Origin of the sequence: Corynebacterium glutamicum ATCC 13032, from assembly GCF_000011325.1 — a bacterium.
In the GTDB taxonomy this organism is placed as follows: Bacteria; Actinomycetota; Actinomycetes; order Mycobacteriales; family Mycobacteriaceae; genus Corynebacterium; species Corynebacterium glutamicum.
The window spans coordinates 1,115,828-1,136,877 of record NC_003450.3; the positions used below are offsets into that span (position 1 = coordinate 1,115,828).

The 21,050-nt window shown below is 53.6% G+C and carries 22 protein-coding genes and 1 riboswitch; of the genes, 10 read left to right on the forward strand and 12 right to left on the reverse strand.

Annotated features, from left to right (window positions below; translation table 11 throughout):
• Window position 1: 1 nt before the first annotated feature.
• Genes CGL_RS05320 through CGL_RS05335 form a run of 4 tightly spaced genes read right to left on the reverse strand, consistent with a single transcriptional unit; the run spans window position 2 to window position 3,900 of the window.
• The gene (locus tag CGL_RS05320; protein WP_011014094.1) at window positions 2-1,078 is read right to left on the reverse strand and encodes a cysteine desulfurase family protein; all 1,077 of its coding nucleotides are present in this window, start codon (window positions 1,076-1,078) and stop codon (window positions 2-4) included.
• Window positions 1,078-1,917 carry a carboxylating nicotinate-nucleotide diphosphorylase gene (nadC, locus tag CGL_RS05325; RefSeq protein WP_011014095.1) on the reverse strand — a complete coding sequence of 280 codons (840 nt, stop codon included), beginning with the start codon at window positions 1,915-1,917 and terminating at the stop codon, window positions 1,078-1,080. Before nadC ends, CGL_RS05320 begins: the two co-directional genes overlap by 1 nt.
• A gap of 3 nt (window positions 1,918-1,920) precedes the next feature.
• Window positions 1,921-3,207, reverse strand: a complete 1,287-nt coding sequence (nadA, locus tag CGL_RS05330; protein ID WP_011014096.1) for a quinolinate synthase NadA — start codon at window positions 3,205-3,207, stop codon at window positions 1,921-1,923.
• 48 nt (window positions 3,208-3,255) lie between these two features.
• Window positions 3,256-3,900, reverse strand: a complete 645-nt coding sequence (locus CGL_RS05335; RefSeq protein ID WP_011014097.1) for an NUDIX hydrolase — start codon at window positions 3,898-3,900, stop codon at window positions 3,256-3,258.
• 156 nt (window positions 3,901-4,056) lie between these two features.
• Here CGL_RS05335 and CGL_RS05340 point away from each other — a divergent pair, with 156 nt between their 5' ends.
• Entirely contained in the window at window positions 4,057-4,980 is a 924-nt protein-coding gene (locus tag CGL_RS05340; RefSeq protein WP_011014098.1) for a DMT family transporter, read from the forward strand.
• A gap of 22 nt (window positions 4,981-5,002) precedes the next feature.
• Here CGL_RS05340 and CGL_RS05345 read toward each other — a convergent pair whose 3' ends face one another.
• Genes CGL_RS05345 through CGL_RS05355 form a run of 3 tightly spaced genes read right to left on the reverse strand, consistent with a single transcriptional unit; the run spans window position 5,003 to window position 7,046 of the window.
• Window positions 5,003-5,605: an MBL fold metallo-hydrolase gene (locus CGL_RS05345; protein WP_020948551.1), complete on the reverse strand. Its 603-nt coding sequence runs from the start codon at window positions 5,603-5,605 to the stop codon at window positions 5,003-5,005.
• Window positions 5,606-5,637: 32 nt separating this feature from the next.
• Complete coding sequence (locus CGL_RS05350; protein ID WP_011014100.1) at window positions 5,638-5,982, reverse strand: MmcQ/YjbR family DNA-binding protein; 345 nt, start codon at window positions 5,980-5,982, stop codon at window positions 5,638-5,640.
• 5 nt (window positions 5,983-5,987) lie between these two features.
• A complete protein-coding gene (locus CGL_RS05355; RefSeq protein ID WP_011014101.1) occupies window positions 5,988-7,046 on the reverse strand; it encodes a lipoate--protein ligase family protein in 1,059 nt (352 codons plus the stop codon).
• Here CGL_RS05355 and CGL_RS05360 point away from each other — a divergent pair.
• Window positions 7,045-7,203: a hypothetical protein gene (locus CGL_RS05360; RefSeq protein ID WP_157665531.1), complete on the forward strand. Its 159-nt coding sequence runs from the start codon at window positions 7,045-7,047 to the stop codon at window positions 7,201-7,203. The two genes, CGL_RS05355 and CGL_RS05360, sit on opposite strands and share 2 nt — an antisense overlap.
• Before the next feature lie 20 nt (window positions 7,204-7,223).
• Complete coding sequence (locus CGL_RS05365; protein WP_011014102.1) at window positions 7,224-7,637, forward strand: VOC family protein; 414 nt, start codon at window positions 7,224-7,226, stop codon at window positions 7,635-7,637.
• A 66-nt stretch (window positions 7,638-7,703) separates the two neighbouring features.
• Here CGL_RS05365 and CGL_RS05370 read toward each other — a convergent pair whose 3' ends face one another.
• Both CGL_RS05370 and CGL_RS05375 read right to left on the reverse strand, forming a co-directional pair.
• Window positions 7,704-8,999, reverse strand: a complete 1,296-nt coding sequence (locus CGL_RS05370; protein WP_011014103.1) for an MFS transporter — start codon at window positions 8,997-8,999, stop codon at window positions 7,704-7,706.
• Window positions 9,000-9,005: 6 nt separating this feature from the next.
• Complete coding sequence (locus tag CGL_RS05375; protein WP_011014104.1) at window positions 9,006-10,193, reverse strand: 4-hydroxybenzoate 3-monooxygenase; 1,188 nt, start codon at window positions 10,191-10,193, stop codon at window positions 9,006-9,008.
• Between the two features lie 285 nt (window positions 10,194-10,478).
• A riboswitch (TPP riboswitch) is annotated at window positions 10,479-10,588 on the forward strand.
• On the opposite strand from CGL_RS05375, the gene CGL_RS05380 reads away from it, so the two are divergent.
• The 6 genes from CGL_RS05380 (at window position 10,580) to CGL_RS05405 (ending at window position 15,604) form a co-directional block, all read left to right on the forward strand.
• Entirely contained in the window at window positions 10,580-11,185 is a 606-nt protein-coding gene (locus CGL_RS05380) for an ECF transporter S component (protein ID WP_003858584.1), read from the forward strand. (Overlaps the previous riboswitch by 9 nt.)
• Complete coding sequence (locus CGL_RS05385; protein WP_003862124.1) at window positions 11,186-12,526, forward strand: ABC transporter ATP-binding protein; 1,341 nt, start codon at window positions 11,186-11,188, stop codon at window positions 12,524-12,526.
• Window positions 12,523-13,278 (forward strand): energy-coupling factor transporter transmembrane component T family protein, encoded by a 756-nt coding sequence (locus tag CGL_RS05390; RefSeq protein ID WP_011014105.1) that lies wholly within the window; start codon window positions 12,523-12,525, stop codon window positions 13,276-13,278. Before CGL_RS05385 ends, CGL_RS05390 begins: the two co-directional genes overlap by 4 nt.
• Window positions 13,275-13,808, forward strand: a complete 534-nt coding sequence (locus CGL_RS05395; protein WP_011014106.1) for a hypothetical protein — start codon at window positions 13,275-13,277, stop codon at window positions 13,806-13,808. The genes CGL_RS05390 and CGL_RS05395 overlap by 4 nt, the downstream gene beginning before the upstream one ends.
• Window positions 13,809-13,827: 19 nt before the next feature.
• On the forward strand, window positions 13,828-14,880 hold the full coding sequence (locus tag CGL_RS05400; protein WP_011014107.1) for a calcium:proton antiporter: 1,053 nt from the start codon (window positions 13,828-13,830) through the stop codon (window positions 14,878-14,880).
• Window positions 14,881-14,899: 19 nt separating this feature from the next.
• The gene (locus CGL_RS05405) at window positions 14,900-15,604 is read left to right on the forward strand and encodes a PIG-L deacetylase family protein (RefSeq protein WP_011265681.1); all 705 of its coding nucleotides are present in this window, start codon (window positions 14,900-14,902) and stop codon (window positions 15,602-15,604) included.
• Here the strand turns inward: CGL_RS05405 and CGL_RS05410 are convergent.
• Together CGL_RS05410 and CGL_RS05415 are read right to left on the reverse strand one after the other, a co-directional pair.
• Window positions 15,571-16,296 (reverse strand): YwaF family protein, encoded by a 726-nt coding sequence (locus CGL_RS05410; protein ID WP_011014109.1) that lies wholly within the window; start codon window positions 16,294-16,296, stop codon window positions 15,571-15,573. The genes CGL_RS05405 and CGL_RS05410 overlap by 34 nt on opposite strands.
• 6 nt (window positions 16,297-16,302) lie before the next feature.
• Entirely contained in the window at window positions 16,303-18,645 is a 2,343-nt protein-coding gene (locus tag CGL_RS05415; protein ID WP_011014110.1) for an ATP-binding cassette domain-containing protein, read from the reverse strand.
• Between the two features lie 88 nt (window positions 18,646-18,733).
• Here CGL_RS05415 and tpx point away from each other — a divergent pair, with 88 nt between their 5' ends.
• Window positions 18,734-19,231 carry a thiol peroxidase gene (gene tpx / locus CGL_RS05420; protein WP_003858595.1) on the forward strand — a complete coding sequence of 166 codons (498 nt, stop codon included), beginning with the start codon at window positions 18,734-18,736 and terminating at the stop codon, window positions 19,229-19,231.
• On the opposite strand, the gene CGL_RS05425 is transcribed toward tpx, so the two are convergent.
• Window positions 19,228-21,006, reverse strand: a complete 1,779-nt coding sequence (locus tag CGL_RS05425) for a hypothetical protein (protein WP_011014112.1) — start codon at window positions 21,004-21,006, stop codon at window positions 19,228-19,230. The two genes, tpx and CGL_RS05425, sit on opposite strands and share 4 nt — an antisense overlap.
• Window positions 21,007-21,050: the final 44 nt, after the last annotated feature.

The following is a 21,050-nucleotide window of genomic DNA, read 5'->3' on the forward strand; positions in this document are numbered from 1 at the left end:
GTCACCCTCTGATTAAGGCGACCGCGGATTTAAGAGCAGAGGCTGCCACGAGCGCATCTTCACGGCTGTGTGTTGTACTAAAAGTACAGCGCACAGCCGTTCGTGCTTGATCCTCCTCAAGCCCCAACGCCAGCAACACATGGGATACCTCTCCGGAACCACAGGCAGAACCAGGGGAGCACACAATGCCTTGGCGTTCCAATTCCAGAAGAACAGTTTCAGATCCTATGCTGTCGAAGAGAAAAGATGCGTGTCCATCAATGCGCATCCTAGGATGTCCAGTCAGGTGTGCTCCCGGGATAGTGAGAACTTCCTCGATGAATTCGCCAAGATCTGGATAGGATTCCGCCCTGGCCAATTCCAAGGCAGTGGCAAAGGCGATAGCCCCCGCAACGTTTTCCGTGCCACTACGCCGCCCTTTTTCCTGGCCGCCGCCATGGATTACCGGCTCCAGGGGAAGCTTTGACCATAACACTCCAATCCCTTTAGGCGCACCGAATTTATGACCCGACAAACTTAACGCGTCAACTCCCAAGTCAAAGGTTAAATGTGCAGCTTGCACTGCATCGGTGTGAAAAGGCGTACTGCTTACCGCCGCCAACTCAGCTATCGGCTGAATGGTTCCCACCTCATTGTTGGCATAACCAATGCTGATCAATGTGGTGTCCGGCCTGACTGCTTTGCGGAGACCCTCCGGGGAGATCAGCCCAGTGTGATCGGGGGATAGGTAGGTGATCTCGAAATCATGAAACCTTTCAAGATAAGCAGCAGTTTCTAGGACACTGTCATGCTCGATCGGGGTGGTGATGAGGTGCCGGCCACGAGGATTAGCTAAGCACGCTCCTTTGATAGCGAGGTTGTTGGCTTCTGATCCACCCGACGTAAACGTCACCTGTGTGGGGCGTCCTCCGATAATGCGGGCCACCCGAGTTCGAGCATCCTCCAGCCCCGCAGAGGCGAGTCTTCCCACCTCATGGGGACTTGACGGATTGCCAAACGCTCCGGTGAGATAAGGCCACATGGCCTCAAGTGCTTCATTGCGCACACTGGTGGTGGCTGCATTATCAAGGTAGAGCATTAGAAAATATCGAGTCCTAGGTCAAGTGCATGCACAGAATGGGTAAGCGCTCCAACGGAAATGACGTCGACACCGGTTGATGCAATCTTTCCCGCGGTGTTGAGGTTGACTCCGCCAGATGCTTCCACCAGTGCACGTCCACCAATGAGATCAACGCCTTCGATGAGCTGATCAATGGTGAAATTATCCAACATGATGGTGTCCACACCAGCAGCAAGAACTGGTTCGATCTGCTCTATATGATCAACTTCGACTTCCACATGGGTGGTGTGGGGGAGTTTAGCTTTCATATTCGACAGCGCTTCAGTGATGCTGAGCCCCTGGGATGCGATGGCTGCGAGATGGTTATCTTTCACCATGACAGCATCGGACAAGGTGGCTCGGTGATTAAATCCGCCACCGTCACGGACAGCTTGGCGTTCAATGATGCGCAGGCCGGGTGTGGTTTTCCGGGTATCAACAATGCGGGCTTTGGTGCCTTTAACCTCTGCAACATAGCACGATGTCAATGTAGCGATGCCGGACGTCCTCTGAATGAAGTTGAGAGCAATGCGCTCTGAACGGAGGATGCTTCTAGCACTGCCGGTAATTGTTCCTAGGATGTCCCCGGTTTCAAAGCTGTCACCATCAGCCACCTTAAGGGATGCGTTTATCCTAGGATCGACGAGCCGGAAGGAGGCGTCGAAAAGCGCCTGCCCGCTGAACACACCTGGCTCCCGGGCAACAACCTTGGCGCTCAGCTGCGCCGATCCTGGGATAAAAGTGTCGGAGGTAATGTCGCCCCATGGCGCATCCTCGGATAACGCTGCGCCAACGATGCGGTCAATATGGGTAGTCATAAATTACGCATCCTTCGAGGAGCTAGGAGTAACAGGAGCTGCTGGAACAACAGATAGCATCCTTTCCAAAGCGACTCGCGCCGGTGCCGCCACGGATTCAGAGACAGAAATCTGGTTAATCACGTTTCCAGCCACCAACTCCTCAAGTGCCCAGGCCAGGTAACCAGGGTGAATGCGATACATGGTGGAGCATGGGCAGATGACAGGGTCGAGGCAGAAGATGGTGTGCTGCGGGTACTGGGCTGCCAGGCGCTGAACCAAGTTGATTTCGGTGCCGATCGCAAAGGTAGATCCTGCCGGTGCTGCTTGAATGGCTTTCACAATGAAGTCAGTGGATCCGGATGAGTCGGCGGCGTCAACAACTGGCATGGGGGATTCAGGGTGCACGATGACGTGAACGTCGGGGTACTCGGCGCGGGCTTTGTTGATCTGCTCGACAGTAAAGCGCTTGTGTACAGAGCAGAAACCATGCCAGAGCAGTACCTTTGCGTTTTCTAGCTCGGAAACGGTGTTGCCACCCAGTGGTTTGTTGGGATTCCACAGGGGCATTTGATCGATCCCAATGCCCATGGCTTTCGCGGTGTTTCGACCCAAGTGCTGATCGGGGAAGAACAGGACTCGTTGGCCGCGTTCAAACGCCCACTCCAATACGGAACGTGCATTTGAGGAGGTGCATACAATTCCGCCGTGCTCACCCACGAAACCTTTGAGCGCTGCAGAGGAATTCATGTAGGTCACAGGGATCAGGGTGTCATCGCCATAAATTGAGGTGAGTTGCTCCCAGCAGTCTTCGACGGAATCAAGGTCAGCCATGTCTGCCATGGAGCAACCTGCGGCAAGGTTGGGGAGGATCACTGATTGTTCATCCGTGGATAACAGATCAGCGGTTTCAGCCATGAAGTGCACACCGCAGAACACAATCGCTTCCGCCTCGGGTCGGGTTTTGGCAGCGCGGGCAAGTTGGAAAGAGTCACCAACAAAATCTGCGTGTTGGATAACTTCATCGCGCTGGTAGAAGTGTCCTAGGATAACCACTTTGTCACCCAGGGTGTCTTTCGCTTCCCGGATCCTACGATGCAGTTCGTCATCACTTGCGCGCTGGTACTCCTCGGGGAGAACCTGCTGGCGCGGAGCATGCGCAGGGATCGGATCGTTTTGTGACGCGCCGGGGCCGTAGACATCCGGCATTCCGGGCTGGTCGAGGAACCAGGGTCCGTCTTTGAGTTCACTGTTGCAGCTATTGGCATTTTTCAATGCAAGGTTGACAGATGGGGTGATTGAGGTGGTCATGATTGGGGTCTTTTCTTCTAAACGGTGGGCTGGAATGAGCGTCAGAATTTATCTTTGGAATCTGAACAGTTTGGGTGGGCGGTGCGGTGTTCCCGCAAGCACTTCGCCGGTGTCGATCAGATCGGGCGAGGTGGCCACGGATCTTCGGAAGTTGGCGGCATCGAGTTTGTGTCCAAGGACTGCCTCATGCACGGATCGAAGCTGGGCGATGGTGAAGGTTTCTCCGAGGAAGGAGTGGGCGATTTCGGAGTATTCCACCTTGGTGCGAAGTCGTTCTAGTGCATATTTGACGATGTTATTGTGGTCAAATGCCAGCTCAGGGAGATGATCGGCGGGAAACCACTGGACGTTTTCTCCTGGGATGGCTTTCAACGCTTCATCGGCTCGGACAAGTGCCCAATACACCACAGAGATCACGCGTCCGGTTGGGGAGCGGTCGACTTTTCCGAAAGTGTAGAGCTGTTCTAGATAGCTGGGGTGCAGGCCGGTGGTTTCTGCGAGTGTGCGGGCAGCAGCATCTTCAAGTTCTTCATGTGGTGGCAGCCAACCGCCGGGCAGTGCCCATTTATTTAAATGTGGTTCGCGGGTGCGCGGAACGAAGGGGGCCCACAGGCTGGGGAGATCCTGGGGGCCGGGGCGCAGCGCGAAGATGATCGTGGATACGGCCATCTGGATTTCAGGTGAAGCGGGCAAGAAACCACCTTAGGGTCAATCTGACTTTAACTGTTGAGCTATCTTACAGTCACTTTGACTCTAAGGGAAGTGTTTCGCTTCAACCCGTACAGGTCTAATATGTCGGGAGTCTTGTTTTAAGCTCTTATATAACCTGTATAGGAAAGCGAAAACCTCATGCTTGCAGTGCTATTCGGGGTGGTGGCCGGTGCCATCATGCCTTTCCAAACTTCGGTGAATAATAGATTGCGTCAGTCCGTGGGAGCACCACTGCTGGCGTCTTTTATTTCCTTTTTGGTAGGAACTTTTTCACTCCTGGTTGCAACGTGGATCACCAGTGGGCACCCGTATCCTGCTCTAGGAAATACAACTGGCCAACCGTGGTGGATTTTCACCGGTGGCATGTTGGGTGTTGTGCTGCTGACGGGAAACATTTTGCTGTTTCCCCGAGTCGGCAGCGTGCAGACCGTTATTTTGCCCATCTCCGGACAGATCATCATGGGCCTAATTATCGATACAACTGGCCTGGCACATTCGCCTCAAGCACCGTTAACCCTGTTCAGAGTATTGGGTGCTGCTGCGGTACTTGTTGGATCGCTGGCCGCAGTGGGAGTGTTCTCTAAGAAAAACATCGGACAGACCCAATCCCAAGGTGCCTCCATTTGGTTGTGGCGCCTCTTCGGAGTGGTGATGGGCATGTGCCAAGCAACCCAGGTTGCAGTCAATGGTTACTTGGGAACTGTCCTAGGATCCCCCATTGAGTCAGCACTGGTGTCTTTCGCTGTTGGCACCACCGCGCTGTTTATTCTGCTGTTGGTCACCCGAACCAAGTGGCGTGGAATCAACGGCGCTGGGAAGAAAAACCCATGGTGGATGTGGATCGGTGGCGTCATCGGCGCGACTGTTATTTTCAGTACTGCTTACCTGGGACCGATCATTGGCACTGGTGTTACCGTGGTGGTTATGTTGCTGGGCATGATGTTGGCCAGCCTGATGATCGACGCTTTTGGAATCCTTGGCAGCCCGCGCCGCCACATTCACATCGCGCAGCTTCTCGGGCTCGTGGTGATCATCCTCGGCGTAACAATGATCAGAATCTAAACCAAGAATCTAAACCAAGAATCTAAATTTCCAACGACTCTCCCTCTTCAAGCGGCGAGTATTCCGAGCCATAGGTTTCACCAAGATGCGTTAAGAACTTCTTGTTGATCGCCAAACCGCGATCATTAACAATGCCATCGTGAATGCCGATGAAACGCTTTGGTGGAAATTTCTTCAAATAGCCTTCCACATCCAGCATTTTCACCCAGGGGCCGTTGACAGGAACCAGGGCGAGTTCGACATCTTTAATGGGTTGGAAGGTATCGCCGGGGTGGAGCACTCGGCCGTTGATTAAGTATCCAACGTTTTCCGCGATCGGCATGGAATGGGTGAGCATCGCATGTTCAGAACCAAGAACCTCAACGGATAGGGACCCAACGGTAAAGTTTCGGCCGTGTTCCACGATGTGGCATTCTACTGGAATTGAATGTGCTACTGATCGAGGCGCGTAAATCGTCATGCCGGGCTTGAGCAACTCGGGATCAACGTGATCGGCATGATTGTGGGTGACCAGGATGGTCGCGCCACATAAATCTGGGGCGCCAAAAGTACCGGGATCAATAATGATTCGATCGTTTCCCTGTGAGATCTCAACGCATGCATGGATGTGGCGGGTAATTTTCATATCACCCATCTTGCCACCCGCAAGCAACCAAGTTAAGGCCTTTTATACTTCGGCAAGGTGGAAATTACCAGTTCATAGGACTCTTCCACGAGACCTTCGATGAAGTCTTTCGTGATCCGTTCACCATCGCTAATGCTCAGCCAGTGCACTTTGTTCATGTGATATCCAGCCTGGATGGTGGGGAAGCCACTGCGTAGTGAAGCGCCAATCTCGGGGTCTGATTTCAGCGTGATAATCGGCTCATCATTTAGTATCGTGAGCAGCAAAAATACCTTGCCCCGCACTTTGTACACTTCGTGCTCGGGTCCGAAAGGAAACTCTTTGGTGCTCAGGGGAAGAGTCGCCGCGTGCGCTGCAGCTACCTTGTGCAGATCCATAGAAACTATTGAACTCGCTTAGTCCACTCCTCGGTGGCGTATTTGGTTTTTACTAGGTCGTGGCCTGCCGCGAAATCTTCATCGCTGAGCTCTACTTCTTGCGCGCCGTACCTAGCACTGAATGTGGACTTTAGGGTGTCGATGATTTGCTCACGTGATGCACCTGTTTGGCGGCGCAGAGGATCAACGCGCTTCTTTGCGCTGCGAAGACCCTTGTCGGAAATCTTCACCTTTCCAATGCGCAACACCTGGGTCATCATGTCCGCATCGATGTCATAGGACATGGTCACGTGGTGGAGGACTGCGCCACTGCGACGTTTCTGTGCAGCGCCACCGATTTTTCCGCCGGTGGAGGTGATGTCATTGATAGGCACGTACCAAGCGTCAACATCGTGTGTCTTCAGCGCAGCAATCACCCAACGATCCAAATATTCATAGGACTGCTCATAGCTCAAACCAGCAACGAGAGATTCCGGTGCATACAGGGAATAGGTGATGCAGTTGCCGCCCTCCATAAACATTGCACCGCCACCAGACATGCGTCGTACCACGGTCACACCATGTTCATTAACGCCTTCTTGGTTGATTTCATTGACATATGACTGGAAACTACCGATCACTGTGGCGCGATCATCCCAATCCCAAATGCGCATCGTCGGGCCACGCTGACCACTGGCAACTTGGTCCAAAAGGAGCTCATCCAACGCAACGTTAAGTGGGGTAGGAAGCACCCCTGGGTGCAGGATTTCCCATTCATAATCGGTGAAATCTTGCGCGCCGGTGACTGCCCGACGCACAGCTAAAGCAATATCCGCAGTGCTAAAGCCGTGTAGCTCAACGTCATCATATTCCGCCAACGCTGCATCCAACTTTGCCTGCAAACGATCAGTGTTATCACCCACCGACGCCCCCTGCAGCGCCCGGCCAAGGGCGAAGAATGCCTCATCGGGTTCGAGGAAGAAATCGCCGGAAATCTTCACGTCAGCAATGGAATCCAGATCGGTGGTCACATCAACGACGACAAGCTTTCCACCAGGTACTTTGAGCTCAAAATGGTTATTCATGCGCCCCACAGTAACCGAATTTGCTAAAGAGATTTTGCTTGTCGACGCGCCCCTCCATCACAGTCATCCCGCCGCAGGCGGGCGTCGAAAAGCGGCGACCTGCGGATCTGTGACCCGCGCCATAAATGGGTACGATGGCGGTTGGAAAATTCCGTAACTTCTTTGAGGGAGAAACCCATGGTCGGCACGATTTCCACCTACATCGCATTCAATGGAAACACCACGGAAGCTCTGAAACATTGGCAAGAGGTTTTTGGTGGTGAACTTAATCTTTTAACCTACGGTCAGCTCACCTTGGAAGGTATGCCGTTTGATCCTCCAGCGGATGCGTTGGCGCACGGCGTCCTCACGTTGGACAATGGTGGTTTGATTTCTGGCAGTGATTCTTTTGAGGGAGAAATGCTCGTCAAAGACACCGCGTACTCCATGTTGTATAACGCGGAGTCAGTGGAAGATGGTCGCGCGCGGATCGACAAGATTGTGGCGGCTGGCGGTGAGGAAGCCATGAAGTTTGAACAGGCTCCGTGGGGCGGTTTCTTTGGCCAGGTTTTTGATAAATTTGGTGTGATGTGGAATATTTCCTCAGACTAAAAGCATAAAAAGATCGTTGCATTTTCAACCTCAAGAAAATGCAACGACCTTTTTCAGTGTTAAAACTTAAGCGTTCTCGCGATGCCTCAGAGTCTTCGATGCGGAGAAAATCAGCGCGCCCAGCAGACCGACGCCAGCGAAAGCGAAGAAGCCCCATGGGTAAGCAAGGTTGGCACTGACAAGCAGACCACCAAGCAACGGGCCAGAGATGGCGCCGAGGCGACCAATTCCTGCGGAGAATCCCATGGCGGTTGCGCGCATCTTGGCAGGGTGATTCTCACCAACGAAGGCGTAGATGAGTACCTGGGAGCTGAACACAAAGATGCCGGTGAGCAGCACGATGCCATACAGACCGATCAGTGGCATCCGGACAGCAAGCAACGCGAGGGAAAATGCAGAGAACACGAACCATACGAGTGCTGTTTTGCGAGGGGAGTTCTTATCGGCAATTCGCCCTGCAATATAAAGGCCGATCACTGCGCCGATGTTGAGCACCATGAGGAATCCAAGCGAGTTACCCATGTCGTAGTCTGCTTGGCGCATGATTTGTGGCAGCCATGTGTTCAGGCCGTAGACCAGGAGGAGTCCCATGAATGAGGTGCCCCAAATCGCCAGGGTGTTGCGGCGGAACGAGGGCTTGAACAGGGAGGAAAGTGAGGAGGACTCGCCGAGTTCTTCTTCGTGTTCGCGATCAAGATCATCATCCAGGGAAAGTCCATAAGATGCTGCAACTGCCTGCGCCTCATCCAACTTGCCGGAGATTTTGAGGTACTGCGGGGATTCTGGAAGGAAGAAGTACAGCAGTGGTAGCAGGATCAGTCCTGGTACGGCACCTGCGATGAACATGGAGTGCCAACCAAAGCCGTCGATAAGGAAGAGGCCAAGGAAGGCGGTTGCTACTGCGCCGACGTGGTAGCCGGTCATCAAGGTGGTGGATGCAGAGCCCGCTTTGGTGCCGGGGCGGAACTCGGTCACCATGGCAATTGCGGTGGGGAGTGCTCCACCAAGGCCAACACCTGCGAGGAAACGCCACAGGCTGAAGAGCTGGACGTTGGTGGTGAATGCCAGCAGGAGAGTGAATACAGAAAATACTGCCACAGAGAACAGCATGACACGGCGTCGACCCAGACGGTCCGTTAAGAAACCGATGGTCAGTGCGCCAATGGTCATGCCGACGAGGCCGATGGTGGAAATCTGTGTGGCCTGTCCAGCAGTGAGATCCCACGCGGGATCCTCCAGCATGGACGGGATTGTTGCACCCAGGACGACTAGGTCAAAGCCGTCGAGGACAATTGCGAACCACAGGAGTGCGAGAACTGTTCCGACACTTTTGGTTGCGCGGGTTGGGGTGGTCGTTGACACGAGCGTTTATACCTCGAAGCGTGGTAGGTCGCGCCCAACGTACTGCTCTGCGAGGTAGCGTTGGCCGGATTGGGATTCTAGGACGGAGCGCAATTCAGCGAATCGGCGCTGGGTGGCAAAGTGATCTTCGCCGGGTACTGCGTGGAGCATGGAGCTCATCCAGTAGGAGAAGTGCTGTGCTTTCCAGATGCGGGGGACTGCCAGGGAGGTGTAGCTATCGAGCAAGCCGGTGTCCTTCTTCTTCAGGGCACGAACCAGTGCTGGCGCGAGTACTGAGACATCGGCAACAGCCAAGTTGAGGCCCTTAGCTCCGGTTGGCGGCACGGTGTGTGCAGCATCGCCAGCAAGGAAGAGGCGTCCCTTTTGCATTGGTTCGGTGACCGCGGAGCGGAAACGCAGCACGGCCTTGTCAAAGATGCGCCCTTCAGACACGGTGATGCCAGGGGAGTCCGCACGCAGGTGCAGCTGTTCCCAAATGCGGTCATCGGGCCACATGTCTGGGGTGTCGTCAGGGTTGCACTGCAGGTAGTAGCGCTGGATTTCATCGGTACGGGTGGAGATCAGCGCAAAGCCCTCAGGGTGGGTTGCGTAGATGAGTTCCTTTTGGGTTTTTGGTGCTTCCACCAAAATGCCGAACCATGCGTAAGGGTATTCATGGCGGGCGCGCACGCCACCGTCTTCGGTGATCAGCTTGCGGTAAGGGGAGTTGGAGCCGTCAGCTGCGATGACGTAGTCGGCGGTGATGGTGGTGGAGGAACCATCGGCTTCGGTGTAGGTCACCTTGGCGAGGTCGCCTTCGTAGTTTTCTACGGAATCAACAGTGGTGGTGAAAAGGAGTTCGCCGCCATCTTCGATGCGCTTGGCAATGAAATCTTTGAGGTATTCGTGCTGCGGGTAGATCGCAACCTTGTGGCCGGTGAGTTCGGTCAGCGGAATGCGGGTGCGCTCATTGTTGATGGAGATGTCGATTGCTTCATCGTGATCGGCTTCTGCTTCCATGCGTGCGCCGACTCCGGTTTCGCGCATCAGATTCAGGGTGCCTTGTTCCAGGATGCCTGCTCGGACGGTTTCTTCGACGTCCTTGCGGGTGCGGGATTCAAAGACGATTGATTCCACACCTTGAAGGTGGAGGAGGTGGGCGAGGGTTAGTCCTGCTGGTCCTGCGCCAATAATTGCCACTGGTACGTGGTTCATGGGGAACTCCTTTCATTGACCCACTGGAGGTGAAGTCCATTAAATGGTGCACCTCACAGTGATTTGGGACTCAATGTAAGTGAAAGTGCATTCCGTGACAACCTGTTCGCCTTGCGAACCAGGCATTTTCTGAGGTTGAAGTCACAGCCAGCGGAAAAGCGTTTCAGCTCATGCTGCCAGGGTGTAATTAGGGGTGTGTGTCAGGGGTTGGGGTGGTTATGTATTAATCTAGGTCAGTTTCTAGGATTTCCAATTGGTTTAAGCTACTGTGAACGCGTACTTAAATTTCATAGACACGGGTGCTCGGTGAAAATCCGGGCTGAGATCTGGCATAGCCACGACCGTCGAACCTGATCCGGATAATGCCGGCGATAGGGAGGAAAAATATGGCTAGTCCTGCCATGCAAAAAACTAATCAACCAAAGTCTTCCTGGCGTGTTATTGACATCGTCATCGCATCCGTTTTGGGTGTCGCCTGCGGATTGATTTTCATCGTGTGGAATTCCATCGGCTACGCCTGGACCACCGCATTTCACGCACTCACACCAGGCCTTGGCGGCATCGCCATTGGTATTTGGCTGCTCGGTGGTGTGCTCGGTGGGTTGGTTATCCGCAAGCCGGGTGCCGCAATTTTCGTTGAAGTAGTGGCCGCATGTGTCTCTGCAGCGCTTGCTTCACAGTTTGGTATCTCCACCATTTACTCCGGCTTGGCGCAGGGAATCGGCGCTGAAATCATCTTCGCGCTGTTCCTCTACCGTCGCTACAGCCTGCCCACCACCATGCTTGCAGGTATGGGCGCAGGTGGCGGCGCAATTTTCCTGGAAATGTTCTTCTACGGAAACCTCGCAAAGACGATGTCCTTCAACATCATCTATTCCACCACTGTCCTTATTTCCGGTGCGATCCTTGCCGGCCTGCTCAGCTGGTACCTGGTCCGCGCGTTGGCGAGGACTGGTGCACTTGATCGTTTCGCCGCTGGCCGCGAGGTATAAATGACCACCGCACTTGGAACGCGCGTTGTTGCGCGCAACTTTGGCTACCGCCATGCTTCCCGGGAAAACCCCGCGCTCAAAGACATCAACTTCGAGATCGCACCTGGTGAACGCATCCTGCTCACCGGCGCTTCCGGCGCCGGAAAATCCACGCTACTCGCCGCGCTCGCTGGCGTTTTAGGCGGTTCTGATGAGGGCGTTTCTACGGGCGAATTGCTTGTCGACGCCCCCTCCATCGGTTTGGTTCTCCAAGATCCAGATTCCCAAGTCATCGCCTCCCGCATCGGCGATGATGTGGCGTTTGGCTGCGAAAACCTCCAAATTCCGCGCGAGGAAATCTGGCCACGGGTGGAACGAGCACTTGAATTGGTGGGCTTGGATCTACCACTGAGCCACCCCACGAAATATCTTTCCGGTGGCCAAAAACAACGCCTCGCTCTTGCCGGTGTGATCGCCATGGGTGCTCGTCTGATTCTGCTTGATGAACCCACCGCAAACCTTGATCCTCAAGGCCAAAAAGATGTGGTCGCAGCAGTGGATCGCGTTGTTCAGGAAACTGGAGCAACACTCATCGTGGTGGAACACCGCCATGAGCTGTGGGTCAACATCATTGACCGGATCATCAGTATTACTGACGGCGAAGATGTCCAACCTGCAGAGTTGATCAAGGTGGGCCAGTTGCCTGGGGCGCAGCCGTCGACAAGCAAACCGATCTTGTGGGCGAATGATTTGCTGTGCACCTGGGGCGGCCTGCGTAGTTTTGAGGTGCCGGAAGGCGCCTCGACGGTGATCACCGGGCCGAATGGCGCTGGAAAATCCACACTTGCGCTGACCATGGGTGGATTGCTTCCGCCGAAAAGTGGGCAGCTGGAACTCTCTGACACGGTGCGCGGCGGCCTTAACACGCCCCCGCACAAGTGGCGTTCAGCTGATCTAGCTGCACGTATTGGCACTGTCTTTCAGGATCCAGAGCACCAATTTGTGGCGCGCACTGTGCGTGATGAGCTAGAAATTGGGCCGAAAATCATGAAAGTCGATGCAAGCGAGCGCATCGAGGAGCTGCTTGATCGTTTGCGCCTCCGCCACTTGGAAAACGCCAATCCGTTTACCTTGAGTGGTGGAGAAAAGCGCCGCCTATCTGTGGCGACAGCCTTGGTGGCAGCACCGAAACTTCTCATTTTGGATGAGCCTACGTTTGGCCAAGATCCCGAGACCTTCACAGAGCTGGTGACGATGTTGCGTGAATTAACAGACAACGGAATCAGCATTGTGTCGGTAACCCATGATCCTGATTTCATCGCAGCGCTGGGCGATCACCACATTGAGGTGAGCGCGAAGTGAACCTGCTGATCAAAATTAATCCCGTCACCCGCATCATCGCGTTGATGGTACTGACCACGCCGTTGCTGCTGAGTTTGGATGTGATGTCGGCAGCGATCGCGCTGGTGGCAACCATTATTCTGGCACCATTTGCCGGCGTGACCTGGAAGATGCTGCTGAAACGTGGCTGGATGCTGTTCCTCATGGCACCGGTGGCTGCATTATCCATGGCGCTTTATGGCAGGCCGGATGGAAAAGAGTACTTTAGCTTCCTGCTCATTCACGTCACTGATAATTCACTGGCTTTGGCTGCTGCCATTGGGCTGCGTGTTCTGGCGATTGGTCTGCCCGTTGTGGTGCTGATTGCTCGCATTGATCCCACCGACCTGGGCGATGGTTTGGCGCAGCTGCTCAAACTGCCTGAAAGGTTTGTCATCGGTGCTGTGGCAGGAAGCCGACTGATGACGCTTTTTCGGGAAGATTGGTACTCCATGTCCAGGGCAAGGCGTGCCCGCGGAATTGCTGATCAGGGCAAGATCAAGCACTTTTTCACCATGACTTTTGGTTTGTTGGTGCTCTCGCTTCGCCGTGGATCCAAGCTTGCAACGGCGATGGAAGCACGCGGTTTTGGTCGCACGACTGGCCGCACCTGGGCAAGGGAATCCACCGTCGGCGCGCGCGATCTGGTGCTCATCTTGGTGTGTGCTGCCATTTCCGCGATCGCTCTAACCGTGTCCATTCAGACTGGTTTCTTTAAGTTCTTGGGCACATGATCACAGTTTTAATTGATGGACAATCCGGTGCGGGCAAAACCACCTTGGCGGGTGAGTTAGCTGCCCGCACCGGGTTTCAGTTGGTTCATTTGGATGACTTTTATCCTGGTTGGACTGGCCTTGAAGCGGCATCGGAGATTGTTGCACGCCATGTTTTGGACGCGGACAACCCCGGTTTCTTCACGTGGGATTGGCACAACAATTGCCAAGGCGATTGGATCAAGTTGGAGCCTGGTCGAAGTCTCATTATCGAAGGCTCTGGATCAATCACTGCTGCAACAAAACGCAAGGCATCGCTGTTGGGCGAGCTGGTGACCGTTCGTATCACTGGTCCTGAGGCTTTAAGAAAACAGCGCGCCCTCAACCGCGATCCTGATTACGCACCATTTTGGAAAGTGTGGGCGCAGCAGGAGCAACGCCATTTCTCTTTAGGCGTTGAGGTGGATCATGAGATTGTGCTAGGTTCTGATGAGGCTTCGGGACGACCCGAAGAAATCTATGACAGCCTGGGAACGGCCCAGAGTTCTTAAGAAAGTTTGACTAGAGAACATGCCGTTTTCTTGGCTAAAACCAATTGATTATGCCCGCATCTTTGTCGGCTGGGCATCGATTTTTATCATCCCCCTCATCACACTGCCATCAATTATTGAGTTGGCGCTGATCGTGGCAGTCATCCTATTCTGCGCATTTGGCGTGGTGAAGATGGCGGAGCGTTTGGCTCATATTTTGGGTGATCCTTTTGGATCGTTGATCCTTACCTTGTCGATCGTGATCATTGAAGTGATTTTGATCTGTGCGGTGATGCTGGGGCCTGCTGATTCAACCACTGCTGGTCGGGATTCCGTGATGGCAGTGTCCATGATCATCATGGGTTTGGTCGTGGGATTGTGCCTACTCATTGGTGGTTTAAGGCATGGAAGCATGCCACACAATGGGGTGGGAACTCCGACCTACTTGGTGCTGATCGCAACTTTTTCCGTAATCGCCTTTGCGGTTCCAGCTTTCAGGGGAGAATACTCCACTGGGCAGGCACTTGTTATTTCAACACTGACAGCAGTGGTGTACGGGTTCTTCCTGTTTCGCCAAATGGGTGCCCAAGCTGGTGAATTTCAAGAGGTCGAGGTCGCAGAAAAGGCAGACGACGCAGCAAAATGGGAGGTCCCATTTAGAGGCTTAATCTTGATTATCACTGTGCTCCCCATCGTGTTGCTGTCCCATGACATGGCCACGGTGATGGATGAAGTCCTGGCAAGCCTTGGTGCACCCGTAGCAATGGCTGGATTAATTATTGCCACCATTGTCTTCTTGCCAGAGACCATCACCTCCTTGAAAGCTGCGTGGACAGGAGAGATTCAGCGAGTAAGCAACCTCGCGCATGGAGCCCAAGTATCAACGGTGGGGCTGACAATCCCAGCTGTTCTAGTGATCGGCGTGATCACAGGTCAAGATGTAGTTTTGGGGGAGACCCCGATCAACTTGTTGCTGCTGGGAACCACCATTGCGGTGACAGCCATTGCGTTTAGCTCCAAGAAAGTCAGTGCTGTGCATGGCTCGGTGCTGCTCATGCTTTTCGGTGTTTACATGATGAGCATGTTCGCCTGATTTAGGTAGCCTGGTGGGAATGAGTGCACTTGAGACATTGCAATGGCAGGACTGGTCAAGCGTCTTAATTGTGGTAGCTCACCCAGATGATCCGGAGTATGGGCTTTCCGCGGCTGTTAAAGAATGGACAGACGCCGGGGTGGAGGTGTCTTACCTGCTGCTCACCCACGGGGAGGCAGGTATCCAAGGTTTAGACCCTAAAGAAACCGGGTCATTGCGCGCAGCGGAACAGCGGGCTGCATGTGATGTGGTAGGAGTTAGAAATCTCACCATTTTGAATCACCCAGATTCCATGTTGGTGTACAATCTGGTACTGCGCAAAGATATTGCTCGGGAAATCCGGATCCGTAAACCAAATGCTGTGGTGGTATCCAATTTTGATGTAGAGGCCTACGGTGGTTTGAACCAGGCGGATCACCGCGTGGCGGGATTAGCCGCAATTGATGCGACCCGCGATGCCGCTAATCCGTGGGCGCAGCCAGAGCTGTTGCAGGAGGATCTGCAGCCGTGGGGAGCTGAAGTCATCATCATTGCCGGACACCCAGAGCCCACCCACACCATGGATCTGGCTAAAGATTCTGTTGATGCCGGAGTTGCATCCCTTCAAGCTCACAAGGAATACTTGGCCGCTCTTCCAGATCCCCCGAAGCCGGAGGAGTTCATTCCGGCGTTTCTCGAGGTAGAGGGCGGTTACGCAGCGGCCTTCCGAGTTTTCGGACGGTAAGCAGGGCGATACGTGATAGGCAGCTTATCAATCAGATAAGACCACAAAGCCCACACTGCACACAGGAGTAATACTTCCGCGACGATGTAGAACGGCCATCCTCCCAACAAATCCAGAATTGACGCTGATTCTGGTTCTGTGGAGAGGTACCCGTAGTTGGTTCCCAAAAATGCGTTGACCATGAGGCACATGATGCCCCAGCTAATCGCCACTGCAACGGACATAACCACTCCGGACAGCCCTGGCTTTTCTCCAAAAGCGAAAATGAGAATTATAGCTGCTAGGAACACAGAAATGTGCATAAACCAGTACATTAAAAACTCCAGCCAGGGAACCTGTAAATACTGAACATCTGGAGTGAGCAGTGACATCAGGTTGATCGTGGTGCCCCACAAAATAGTCACTGAAACTGCCCACCGCGCGCGATTAATCAATGCGATGGCAGCAATAATGCGCAATGCATCTGAGAAGTGGAATGGCCAAGATTGGTCCAGCGTGTAATAGCCGGGCATAAAATTCCACAGGTTCGACAGAAGTGTTGCGATGAGTAGCACCCAGCCAAATGCCGGTGCGAAGTTGAATCGACGAGCAATGGGGACGACAAGAATCGCTAAAACCACAGCGGTGATGAGCATCGAAATATGCTCAAAACCGTACTGTGGCATAGCGCCGAGATCACCAGGGTTTTCCATAAGAAACTAATCTACATAAGCTTTAAGGTGGCGTCCTGTTGGAGTATCAGTTTTGATGAGTTCCGCGGGGCTGCCCTCGAATACAATCGAGCCACCATCAGAACCTGCACCAGGGCCGACATCAATGATGTGGTCAGCGTGAGCGAGCACGCCGAGGTGGTGTTCGATGACGATGACAGACTTGCCGTCATCAACCAGTTGATCAAAAAGATCCAGCAAGGTTTTCACATCAGCGAGGTGCAGGCCTGTGGTGGGCTCATCCAAAATAAAGGTGGTGGCCTTGTCTGCCATGTGGGTGGCGAGCTTCAAACGCTGGCGTTCACCGCCGGACAACGTGGTGAGCGGCTGGCCGAGGGTGATGTAGCCGAGGCCGACGTCGACAAGCCTCTTTGCGATCTTTGCCGCAGGCAAAATCTTTGAATCTTTCGCCGCGAAAAACTCATACGCATTGGCAGCCGACAGCCCCAACACGTCTGCGATGTCCTTGCCACCAAAGTGGTAGTCCAACACGGACTCATCAAAACGCTTGCCCTCGCACACCTCACACGGCGAAGATACCCCAGCCATCATGCCCAAATCGACATAGACCGAGCCGGCGCCCTTACAGTTTGGGCACGCGCCTTCAGAATTGGGGGAGAACAGCGCCGGTTTCACATCATTGGCCTTGGCAAAAGCCTTGCGAATCGAATCCAGCATGCCTGTATATGTCGCAGGATTGGAACGATTAGAACCGTGGATTGCGGTTTGATCGACAAACACAACCGACTCATCACGCGGAATCTCATGAATCAACGAGGACTTACCCGAACCTGCAACGCCGGAAATCGCCGTGAACACGCCGAGCGGAATATCGACATCCACATTGTTCAAATTATTTCGATCGGCCCCGCGGATCTCCAGGGCGCCATGCGGCGCACGCACGGATTCCTTCAATGACGCCCGGTCATTAAAATGGAGGCCAGTCACGGTGTCGCTGTCTTTAAGCTTGTCGACGCTCCCCTCAAACCGAATTTCACCTCCACCCGCGCCTGCACCTGGCCCAAGGTCCACCACATGATCTGCAATGGCGATGGTTTCCGGCTTGTGCTCCACGACTAAAACGGTATTGCCTTTATCGCGAAGATCGAGCAGCAACTTGTTCATGCGTTCAATGTCGTAGGCGTGCAAACCGGCGGTGGGTTCATCAAAAACATAGGTGACGTCAGTCAATGCAGAGCCCAAATGGCGGATCATCTTGGTGCGCTGTGCCTCACCACCAGACAACGTGCCAGCGGGGCGATCGAGTTGGATATAGCCCAAACCGATCTCCACGAAGTTATCCAGGGTTTCAGTCAGTGCGGTGAGCAGGGGAGCAACCGAGGGGGCTTCCACCGTTTTGATCCACTTGGCCAAATCACGGACCTCCATCGCGCACAACTCAGCGATGTTTTTGCCATTGATCTTGGACTCCAAGGCATGTGGCGCTAATCGAGTTCCACCACACGCAGGGCAAGGAATGAAGGTAACCGCTCGATCCACGAACGCACGAATATGCTTCTGCATGCCTTCGCGATCCTTAGACAACATGGATTTCTGAATGCGGGGGATAAGACCCTCATAGGTCATGTTGATGCCAGCGATCTTCATCTTGGTGGGCTCAAGATAAAGGAAGTTGTGGCGTTCTTCGTCGGTGAAATCCTTAATAGGCTTGGCAGCATCAAAAAGGCCCGATTCTGAATACATCCGATAACTCCATCCACCTGGGGTGTAACCGGGGATGGTCAGGGCGCCGTCGTTGAGGGAGAGGGAGGCGTCGAAAAGCTCTTTGAGGTCGATGTCTGAGGCCCTGCCCATGCCCTCGCACGCTGGGCACATGCCACCCGTGCGTTTGAAGGTAGCTTTCTCCCGCTTGGTGTTTCCGCCCTTTTCCACCGTGATGGCGCCGGATGCGGAAACAGAGGGGACGTTGAAGGAATAAGCTCCCGGGCCACCCGCGTTAGGTTCCGCGATTCGGGAAAACAAAATGCGCAACATCGCGGTGGCATCAGTTGCGGTACCCACCGTAGACCGTGGGTTTGCGCCCATCTGCTCCTGATCGACGATGATCGCCGTGGTGATGCCTTCCAAATGGTCAACATCGGGCCTTGCCATCGACGGCATGAAACCTTGCACAAAAGTGCTATAGGTTTCGTTGATCAACCGGCGTGATTCCGCAGCAATTGTGCCGAACACCAGCGAGGACTTGCCAGATCCCGACACACCCGTGAACACGGTGAGACGCCTTTTAGGGATGCGCACCGACACATTTTTGAGGTTGTTTTCATTCGCACCGTGGACCGAAATCCAATCATGGGAATCAGCTTTTTGCATGTGTCATATCGTACCGTTTGCATAGGCCTGTTCGCGCTTGGTGAACCTTTTCTAGCACCAAAACAAAACTCTCCCTAGTATGGGGTCCATGGCTAAAACACATTTTCAAGGCAACGAAACTGCTACCTCCGGCGAACTGCCACAGGTCGGCGACAACCTCGCAGAGTTCAACCTCGTCAACACCGAACTGGGCGAGGTCTCCTCAAAGGACTTCCAGGGCCGCAAGCTTGTCCTGAACATCTTCCCATCCGTTGACACCGGCGTTTGTGCAACATCAGTCCGCAAGTTCAACGAGGCAGCAGCAAGCCTGGAAAACACCACCGTGCTGTGCATCTCCAAGGATCTTCCATTCGCACTGGGCCGTTTCTGCTCCGCAGAAGGCATCGAGAACGTCACCCCAGTATCCGCATTCCGTTCCACCTTCGGTGAAGACAACGGCATCGTGCTCGAAGGCTCACCACTTAAGGGTCTTCTTGCACGCAGCGTCATCGTCGTCGATGAAAACGGCAAGGTTGCTTACACCCAGTTGGTTGATGAGATCTCCACTGAACCTGATTACGACGCTGCACTTGCTGCGCTGAACTAATTTACTTCGCTCACGGTAATTTCTGATGAAGCTTCGGTGGTCTCCACCGGAGCTTCAGTTGTTTCCGGTTCAGTTTCGGGGGTGGTCGACGGAGCTAAGAGAGGTGAAGTTTGTTCAGAGGTCTCTGAGGGTTCGTCGGTTGCTACAGGTTCGCTTGGCTCGGTGGGCTCGGTTGGTGCTGTAGGGTCGGTGGATTCTGGATCTTCCGGCCCGATAATCCACGTTGGGGGAAGAGCAATGATCGGCGAGTTAGTAGTGGGAGCTGGTCTTCCCGTTGAGGTTTTACTGTCGTCACCATCGTCAATTGCGTGGCGACTTTGCGACGTTTGAGCTGGAGTTGTAATCGATTCAGATGCAGGCTGCACTATCGACGGTCCAAGAGCTGTCACTGCGCTTTCTGAAGCGGAATTTTCTCGTGTGAGTGGCAGAATGGATCGATCTAGCCATGAGCGGAACGTCGAAACCGGTGACTGCCCAGAGGCGATCGGTGGTGAGGCGAACATTTCAGAGTTTTGCAGCATTGATGAGCTCGGGGAATTCGGCGAACTTGGTGAATTCAGTGCGCCTAGTGAGTCCAGTGAGGTAGGTGAACTTGGCCGCCTGTTAGCTAACGTTGTTACCTGTACGTCGGGTTGAGCATGGTTTTCCAGGCTGCCCTGAGGAATCAATGTATCAGCAACCAGGAATATGATAATCGGAAGTGTCGCGAGTAATCCGACTGACGAGGCCAAGTTCCAACGCTGAGTATTAGTTGACTGAATTCTCTTGAAAAGAATTACTAATGCCAGCACAAAAAGCATCAAGCTAATGACTGCGAGCAGCATCGCACTATGATCACTCAACTTGTCAAAGGGAATAACGGCGAAAAGACTAAACATCCCCACGCCACAAGCAACATGAGGGCTGTACTTAACTGCGGTGTCCGACAAAGACAGTGCCTTTTTGGACAGCGTTTGTGGTCGCAGAATCTCGTCTGAAAGGAGCGCTGTCGCCTTCACATAATTTTGGGAATCTGCCTCTTTAGGTATCAACCGAGGGATTTTTAAAACCTCAAGGCGATGCTGCTTCTTCGACCACAACTCCAGTGGGAGAACGTCAATCTCGAAGGATGTTTCACCGTTCTCCCGGACTACGTGGCCGAGCACCGTGGGGGTGAGACCATTTGCATTTGAGAATTTCACAGCAGAGCTTAGTGCTGAGGCGTCATCAAAGTTTAAGATGCCACATTCTATTCCGTTATAGGAGACAATTAGGGCTTCTAAATCAAGCCTCAGCCCAAAAAGAATCGTGGAGCCAAGTGAGAAATCCTCAAACAGAGCATGAACGGTGGGCTCAACGCGCCACATTCTGCCTAGCGGTAAGAGGTGGGAATCAGCTCGTGGAGGATCATTGCTGATGAGCCCGAATTTTAGGTTTGGAAGAAGAACTGAAGCGAGAGATCCTTTACTCGGTGTGAGAAGTAGTTGGCTGGAAATCAGGTGGCCAGAGGCAAAAATTCGAGACAATTGAGAATTCAACAGGAACTGGGACTCTGCAATCACCCCGAGAAATTCATCTTGAACCCAAACACCGATTTTTGTTGCGGATTCTATTGGTGCGAGAAGCGCTTCGACGATGAGTTCGCCTTGCTCAGGTTTCACAATAGCGCGTAAGACATGCCAATTGACGCGCTCGAGAGCGAAATGTTGGGCAGTCTGTGCAGAGAAGAAGAGGTGAAGGGGATAGATGTCACCGTCGAAATCAAGCTGAGGAGTGCCTGTTGAATGGGTATACATTGGGCACTCCTTTCCTTAAATTTCGTGCAAACTTGTGAATTGAT